At 73.4% G+C, this 7,380-nt stretch carries 7 protein-coding genes; 6 read left to right on the top strand and 1 reads right to left on the bottom strand.

What is annotated here, in order from left to right:
* Positions 1-13: 13 nt before the first annotated feature.
* Positions 14-1,666, bottom strand: coding sequence for a glycosyltransferase family 39 protein (locus tag BIU91_RS17785; RefSeq protein WP_071406520.1), 1,653 nt, complete (start codon positions 1,664-1,666; stop codon positions 14-16).
* Positions 1,667-1,761: 95 nt separating this feature from the next.
* Between BIU91_RS17785 and BIU91_RS17780 the strand changes: the two genes are divergently transcribed.
* The 6 genes from BIU91_RS17780 to BIU91_RS17755 are packed head-to-tail and all read left to right on the top strand — an operon-like array spanning position 1,762 to position 7,056.
* The gene (locus BIU91_RS17780) at positions 1,762-2,820 is read left to right on the top strand and encodes a ThiF family adenylyltransferase (RefSeq protein WP_071406519.1); all 1,059 of its coding nucleotides are present in this window, start codon (positions 1,762-1,764) and stop codon (positions 2,818-2,820) included.
* A gap of 59 nt (positions 2,821-2,879) precedes the next feature.
* Positions 2,880-3,296 (top strand): TOBE domain-containing protein, encoded by a 417-nt coding sequence (locus BIU91_RS17775; protein ID WP_071406518.1) that lies wholly within the window; start codon positions 2,880-2,882, stop codon positions 3,294-3,296.
* Complete coding sequence (gene modA / locus BIU91_RS17770) at positions 3,293-4,102, top strand: molybdate ABC transporter substrate-binding protein (RefSeq protein ID WP_071406517.1); 810 nt, start codon at positions 3,293-3,295, stop codon at positions 4,100-4,102. The genes BIU91_RS17775 and modA overlap by 4 nt, the downstream gene beginning before the upstream one ends.
* A gap of 3 nt (positions 4,103-4,105) precedes the next feature.
* Positions 4,106-4,906, top strand: coding sequence for an ABC transporter permease (locus BIU91_RS17765; RefSeq protein ID WP_071406516.1), 801 nt, complete (start codon positions 4,106-4,108; stop codon positions 4,904-4,906).
* Positions 4,903-5,943 (top strand): ABC transporter ATP-binding protein, encoded by a 1,041-nt coding sequence (locus BIU91_RS17760; protein WP_253183801.1) that lies wholly within the window; start codon positions 4,903-4,905, stop codon positions 5,941-5,943. The genes BIU91_RS17765 and BIU91_RS17760 overlap by 4 nt, the downstream gene beginning before the upstream one ends.
* A 12-nt stretch (positions 5,944-5,955) precedes the next feature.
* Positions 5,956-7,056: a calcium:proton antiporter gene (locus BIU91_RS17755; protein ID WP_017888287.1), complete on the top strand. Its 1,101-nt coding sequence runs from the start codon at positions 5,956-5,958 to the stop codon at positions 7,054-7,056.
* Positions 7,057-7,380: the final 324 nt, after the last annotated feature.

The raw sequence follows: 7,380 nt of genomic DNA, 5'->3' as shown, positions 1-7,380 counted from the left end.
TGGACCGCCACCGTCAGCGGCTGTACTTCCAGAGGATGACCGTGCCCGTGTGCCAGTAGCGCACGACGTGGAACCCCTCGGCCACGAGCGTGTCGGTGACCTGCGGGCGGATGTTCCGTGACTTGCCGCCGACGAACCACACGGTGTCGATGCCGGAGATCCGCTCGGGCACCGTCGTCGCGATGTCCCCGTTGACGTTCCAGAGCTGCCCGCGTTCGGCACCGGTCTCGGCGACGGCGAGGTCGCGCATCCCGGTGAAGGCCTCGGGGTAGGAGTCGGCGATGACCTGCGCGGTGGTGCCCGGGTGCTCCCAGACGCTGCCGAAGACGACGCCCTCGTTCTGGTCGGTGCGCCGGTCCCGCTCGCGCTCGATGATCGCCGCCGCGTTCGCCCAGTGCGAGTCCTGCTTCGCGTGGGGCAGCCGGACGATCGTGCTCGTCGGTGCCGACACGAGCAGCATCCCGACGACCGCGAGCGCCAGCCACCGCCGGGGTCGGATCGCCGTGATCGCGAGGCCGATGAGCAGCGCGACGAACGGCAGGCTCAGGCTGGCGTACTTCGGGGAGTACAGGTGCTCCCCGGCTGCGGTCGCGCCGACGAGCAGTGCGGTGGGCAGGATCGTCAGGGGGACGGCGACGCGCACGGCCTGCATCCGCAGCAGGTCACGGGCGGCGGGGGAGGGGCGTCGGGTGGCCCGGACGGCGAGCACGACGCCGACGATCATCAGCGCCCACCCGAGCACCGCGTACGGCCAGACGGCACCGAACCAGGCGGTCGCGATGACCTGGCGCACGGTGGCCCACCCGACGCCGGTGATCCAGCCGACCTGCTTGGCCTGTCCTGCGGCGAGGACGATGAACGGCGACACCACGAGCGCGGCCCCGACGGCGGCGACGCCCCAGCGCACGAACGCGGCGCGGTCGATCATCGGCGCCGCCACCGGACCGCTGCGCTGCGAGAGCGCGGCGTCGCGTCGTGCGGCACGGTCGGCGACGGCGGTCCAGAGGAGCACGACCCCGTGCGCGACGACGGCCAGGGCCAGGTAGACGTTGAACAGCACGGCGACCACGGCGAGCAGGCCGTAGACGATCCACCACCGCGTCGCGTGGTGCCGGGTCCGGGTGCGCCGGACCGCGGTGATCCCCACGAGGGTCAGCGCGACGGCGAACGTCGTGACGGTGGCGTACGGGCGCCCCTCGGTGCCGGCCCAGGCGACGCGCGGCAGGACCAGGAACACGATCCCGGAGACGACGCCGAGCCGCACCCCGCCGAGACGACGGCCGAGCGCGACGACGAGGCCGGCGGAGACCCCGATGGCCAGCGCGCTCGGGAACCGCAGCGTGAACGGCGAGTACCCGACGAGCGTGAACCAGACGTGCATCACGGCGTAGTACAGGCCGTGGACGGCGTCGACGTTCTGCAGTTCGGCCCAGAGCGCCGGCCAGCTGCGCTGTGCGCTCGCGATGGTCGCGGCCTCGTCGTACCAGACCGACGGTACCCAGCTGAAGGCTGCTGCGACGACGACGCCGAGCGCGCCGACGGTGATCTCGGGGGTCCGTGCGAGGGCTCGGACAGCCGCCACGACGAGCCCCAGCGAGCGCGCGCGCACCGACGCGTCCGACGTCGTGCGTCGGACCGGGACGGTACCGGTGCGCGGTGAACTCACGCCCGCGACCGTACCGATCTGCTCTGGGGATCCGCCGCGTCCGGGCGCTGAACTCTCACATGCAGGAGTTCGGTGCGACGGGCCAGAATGACGGGATGGAACCCCTCGTCGCCCCCGCCGCCGCGCTCTCCCCGGGGCGGACGCAGCTCGGTTCGCGGACCGCCGCGCTCGCCGACGTCGGGGTCACCGGGCTGCGACGCCTGGCCACATCGCGCATCCTCGTCGTCGGGGCAGGCGGGCTCGGGGCGCCGGTGGTCGCGTACCTCGCCGGGATCGGTCGGCTCACGGTTGTCGACCCCGACGTGGTCGACGCTTCGAACCTGGCCAGGCAGACGCTCTTCACCGCCGCGGACGTCGGCTCGCCGAAGGCGCAGGTCGCGGTCGCCCGGGCCGTCGCCGTCGACCCGGAACTCGACGCGGTCGCCGTGGTCGGGTCGTTCACGCCGGACCTGGTCGCCGGACACGACGTCGTGGTCGACGCCGCCGACTCGGTCGTGGTCACCCGGGTCGTCTCGGACGCCTGCGCCGCTGTCGGCGTGCCGTTCGTGTGGGGCACCGTGCTCGGCCACGACGGGCAGGTCAGCGTCTTCCGCGACGCCGGGCCGGACGGCGTCGACTTCCACGACCTGCACCCCGACGCGCTGCCCGACGAGGGCTCGTGCGCCCTCGACGGCGTGGTCCCCGCCCTGTGCGGCGCGGTCGGTGCGGTGATGGCGGGACAGGTCTTCGCGTTGGTCACCGGCAGCGGTGACCCGCTGCTCGGACGCGTCCTGACCGTCGACGCCCGCCGGTGGCGCTGGACCGAGAGCCCCGTCCGCCGCGGGCCCGCCTCGCGTCGACCGGCGCCTGCCCCTGGTGCCTCCGCGACGCCGCGCATCGCGCCGTCCGCCCTGGCCGCCAGGGTGGCGGACCCATCGGACCCGCTGGTCGTCGTCGACGTCCGGACCGACGAGGAACGCGCGGCCGGCGTGGTCACCGGTGCCGTCACCGACGACACCGGTGCGGACGAGGTCGTCGTCTACTGCGCACGCGGACCCCGTGCGGACGCGTGGGCGGCGCGGCAACCGGCCGGGAGGCGCGTGACGGTCCTCGACGGCGGCTTCGAGGCCTGGCGTCGCGAGGGGCTGCCCGTGGCGATCGAGCACCGGTCCTGACCCAGCCTGGTCACCTCCACTGCCCCTGCCGCCGCATCCGCGGATAGGATCGGTGGATCATGACGCAACTGCGGGTACGGGATGCTGCGGCCTTCCTCGGGATCAGTGACGACACCGTTCGTCGGCTCGTCGACGGCGGCACCTTCACCCGTGCCACGGACGACGCTGGGCGAGCCGTGGTCGACGGGCGCGAGGTCGCCGCGTACGCACGCGAACGCAGCTCCGAGCTGACCGACCCGGCGTCCGCGGTGAAGAGCTCGGCGCGCAACCGCTTCGTCGGGATCGTCACCGACCTGGTCGTCGACACCGTGATGGCGCAGGTCGAGCTGCAGTGCGGCCCGCACCGCGTGGTGTCCCTGATGAGTGCCGAGGCCGTCCGCGACCTCGGGCTCGAGGTCGGGTCCGTCGCGGTGGCGTCCGTGAAGGCCACGATGGTCGCCGTCGAAGCACCCGCCCACCAGGAGGACCCCCGATGATCCGTCGTTCCCGCTCGCTGCTCGTGCCCTTCGCCGTCGTGGCGACGCTCGGCCTGTCGGCGTGTTCCACCGCCGACGCTCCGGCGGGGTCGTCGTCGCCGTCCTCGTCGTCGAGCGCGGACACCGAGGTGTCGGGGTCGATCACCGTGCTCGCGGCGGCGTCCCTGCAGCAGACCTTCACGACCCTGGGCAAGCAGTTCGAGACCGCGAACCCCGGTGCCTCGATCCGGTTCTCGTTCGCCGGCTCGAGCGACCTCGTCACCCAGATCCAGAACGGCGCCCCCGCCGACGTGTTCGCGTCCGCCGACGAAGCGAACATGGCGAAGCTGTCGTCGACCGACCTGGCGAGTGGGTCGCCGCGCGACTTCGCGACGAACGTCCTCGAGATCGCCGTCGCACCGGGCAACCCGAAGGGCATCGCGAACCTCGACGACCTGACGGCTCCGGGCGTCCAGCTCGTCACGTGCGCCGCCCCGGTGCCCTGCGGTGCCGCGACGGCGAAGGTCGAGTCCGCATCGGGCGTGGATCTCGAGCCGGTCAGCGAGGAGCAGTCCGTCACCGACGTGCTCGGCAAGGTCGAGTCCGGTCAGGCCGACGCCGGACTCGTCTACGTGACGGACGTCCGAGGGGCCGGCGGCAAGGTCGACGGCGTCCCGTTCGACGAGTCGGGCAAGGCCGTCAACACGTACCCGATCGGTGTGCTCCGGGAATCCCGGGACCCGGAGCTCGCGCGGGCGTTCTCGGAGTACGTCCGCTCCGCCGCCGGGCAGCGCGTGCTCGCCGACGCGGGCTTCGGGAAGCCCTGACCCGTGGCTCCGCGCGCTGACGGACGGCCGCCGGTCGCGTGGTGGCTCCCGCTGCCCGCGGTGCTCGGCGGGCTGTTCGTCGTCGTGCCGGTGCTCGCGATGCTCGGCCGGGTGGACTGGTCGTCGTTCGTCGGGCTCGTGACCTCGACCGCGTCACTGACCGCGCTCGGGCTCAGCCTCGGCACGGCGCTCGCGGCCACCGGGGTCGCGTTCGTCCTCGGGTACCCGCTCGCCGTGCTGTTCGCGCGGTCACGCTCACGCTGGGTCGGTGTCGCACGGGCGGTCGTGCTCCTGCCGCTCGTGCTGCCGCCGGTGGTCGGTGGCCTCGCGCTGCTCGCGGCCTTCGGTCGGCTCGGGGTGGTCGGGGCGTTCCTCGACGACCACGGGCTGCACATCGCGTTCACCACGACGGCGGTGGTCATCGCGCAGACCTTCGTCGCGATGCCCTTCCTGGTGTCCTCGGTGGAGGGCGCGCTCCGTGTCGAGGGCGACCGCTACGAACGGGTCGCCGCGACCCTGGGTGCCAGGCCGACCCGGACGTTCCTGACCGTCACGACGCCGCGGGTCCTGCCGGGGATCGTGTCCGGGCTCGTGCTCTGCTTCGCCCGGGCGCTCGGCGAGTTCGGGGCCACCCTGACCTTCGCCGGCAGCCTGCAGGGGGTCACCCGGACCCTGCCGCTCGAGGTCTACCTGCAGCGCGAGGTCGACCCGGACACCGCGGTGGCCCTGGCGGTCGTGCTCGTCGTGGTGGCCGTCGTCGTCATCGGGGCCTCGTCGTTCCGCACCCGCGGAGCCCTGGCGTGACGGCCGAGGGTGCGGTGGGCGTCCGGGCGCACGTCGTCGTCGGGACGCGGGACGTCGACGTCGCGATCGAGGTCCGCGCGGGGGAGTGCCTGGCCGTCATCGGGCCGAACGGTGCGGGCAAGTCGACGGTGCTCGAGGCCCTGGCCGGGCTGCTGCCGATCGACGCCGGCCGGATCGAACTCGACGGGGTGCAGGTCTCGAGCCCGAGGCGCACCCTGCCCGCGCACCGCCGTCGGACCGGACTCGTCGCGCAGCGGTCCGACCTGTTCCCGTTCCTCGACGTCGTCGGGAACGTCGCCTTCGGGCCCCGTGCGGCCGGAACCGGTCGCGCCGCGGCCCGGCAGCTCGCCCGCGACGCGCTCGACGCCGTCGGGGTCGCCGACCTGGCCACCCGCGACCCACGCACGCTCTCCGGAGGACAGGCGCAACGCGTCGCGATCGCCCGCGCGCTCGCCACCGACCCGGCGGTGCTGCTGCTCGACGAACCGACCTCGGCGCTCGACGTCGGCGCGCAGGACGAGGTCCGCGCGGCACTCCGGACCGCCGTCGCCGGCCGGCCCGCGGTCCTCGTCACCCACGACCCGGTCGAGGTCGTCGCACTGGCCGACCGCGTCGTCGTGCTCGAGGGCGGCCGGGTGGTCGAGCAGGGCACCCCCGCTGCCGTCCTCGGTCGTCCGACGAGTGCGTTCGCCGCGACGTTCTCCGGACTCGCGCTGGTGCGCGGGACCGCCACCGGGGGTGGGATCGCGATCGACGGCGGGGGCGAGCTGGCGTCGGGGGCGCGCGCCGTGCCTCCCGGCCGGCCCGCCCTGGCCGCCTTCCACCCGACGGCCGCCGTGCTGGCGCGGGACGGTGCCGGGGTCGCGCGCACCGTCTCGTCGCTCGAACCGCGCGACGGACTGGTGCGGGTGCGGGCCGGTGACCTGGTGGCGGACCTGACGCTCGCGCGGCTGACCGCGCTCGGGATCGCCCCCGGCGACGCGGTGCGCATCGACGTCCCCGCGGCCGAGGTGGCGGTCTACGCGCCCCGCGGTTGAGACAATGGTCCGATGACCTCCTGGTTCCCCAAGGTGTGGCCCGTGGCCACGCCGATCCTGGCGGCCGTCGTGCTCGCGTTCTCGTACGGCCGCTACGGGCTCGGCACCGCCGTGGTGGTCGTCGTCGCGGTCGTGCTCGCGGTCACGGTCCTGGCGGCCGTCCACCACGCCGAGGTCGTCGCGCACCGCGTGGGGGAACCCTTCGGCTCGCTCGTGCTGGCCGTCGCCGTGACGATCATTGAGGTCGCGCTCATCATCTCGCTGTCGAGCTCGGGCGGTGCGCAGGCCGAGACCCTGGCGCGCGACACGGTGTTCTCGGCGGTGATGATCACGATGAACGGACTGGTCGGCCTCGCGATCCTGATCGGGACCCTGCGGCACAACACCGTGCGCTTCAACCAGGAGGGCGCCAGCGCCGCGACCATGACGGTGGCTGCGCTCGCCGTGCTGACCCTGGTGCTGCCGACGTTCACCACCGGCACCGACGACGCCTCCTTCACGGGGACGCAGCTGGTGTTCGTCGCGATCGCGTCACTCGTGCTCTACGGGCTGTTCGTCGTCACGCAGACCGTGGCGCACCGCGACTTCTTCCTGCCGGTCAACCGTGCCGGCGGGGTGCTCGTCGAGTCCGAGGACGCCCACGCCGCACGCCCGTCCGGTCGCACCACGATGGTGTCGCTCGGGCTGCTCGTCGTCGCGCTCGTCGCCGTGGTCGGGCTGGCCAAGGTGGAGTCGCCCGCGATCGAGGCCGGGGTCGCCGCGGTCGGGTTCCCGCCGTCGTTCGTCGGTGTCGTGATCGCGCTGCTCATCCTGCTGCCGGAGGGCATCGCCGCGTCGAAGGCCGCCGCACGGAACCGGATCCAGACGAGCCTGAACCTGGCGATGGGGTCCGCGATGGCGTCGATCGGTCTGACGATCCCGTCGATCGCGGTCGCGTCGCTGTTCATGCCGGGGACGCTGCTGCTCGGGCTCGGGCCGTCGCAGATCGTGTTGCTCGCGCTGACGATCGTCGCGGCGGTGCTCACCGTGCTGCCCGGTCGTGCCACGCGGCTTCAGGGTGGGGTGCACCTGGTGATCTTCGCCGCGTTCATCGTGCTGTCCGTCTCGCCGTAGGGCGGGGTGGGGTCGGGCTGGTTCGGCGCGGGCGGGTTGGGCGGGTCGGGGGTCGGGCTGGGCTGGCTGCGCCAGGTCGTTCCGGGCGTACCTGGTCGAATCGGGCGTACCTGGTCGGAAGTTCGCACCAGGTATGCCCGAAAGCACCAGGTATCGCGGGCGTTCTGGGAAGGAACGGGCGCGGGGTGCGCGGGCGCGGGGTCGAATCGGGCGTACTGGGCCGTTCCGGGTGTACCTGGTCGAATCGGGCGTACCTGGTCGGAAGTTCGCATCAGGTATGCCCGAAAGCACCAGGCATCGCGGGCGTTCTGGGAAGGAACGGGC

The organism is Curtobacterium sp. MMLR14_002 (genome assembly GCF_001864975.1).
Lineage (GTDB): Bacteria > Actinomycetota > Actinomycetes > Actinomycetales > Microbacteriaceae > Curtobacterium > Curtobacterium flaccumfaciens.
The sequence above is the reverse complement of the archived record's forward strand: the minus strand, read 5'-3'. Positions and strand labels throughout refer to the sequence as shown.

Coding starts and splice junctions, on each gene's coding strand:
- BIU91_RS17755 (WP_017888287.1), top strand. CDS start 5,956: ATGACCTCCTGGTTCCCCAAGGTGTGGCCCGTGGCCACGCCGATCCTG.
- BIU91_RS17780 (WP_071406519.1), top strand. CDS start 1,762: ATGGAACCCCTCGTCGCCCCCGCCGCCGCGCTCTCCCCGGGGCGGACG.
- BIU91_RS17775 (WP_071406518.1), top strand. CDS start 2,880: ATGACGCAACTGCGGGTACGGGATGCTGCGGCCTTCCTCGGGATCAGT.
- modA (WP_071406517.1), top strand. CDS start 3,293: ATGATCCGTCGTTCCCGCTCGCTGCTCGTGCCCTTCGCCGTCGTGGCG.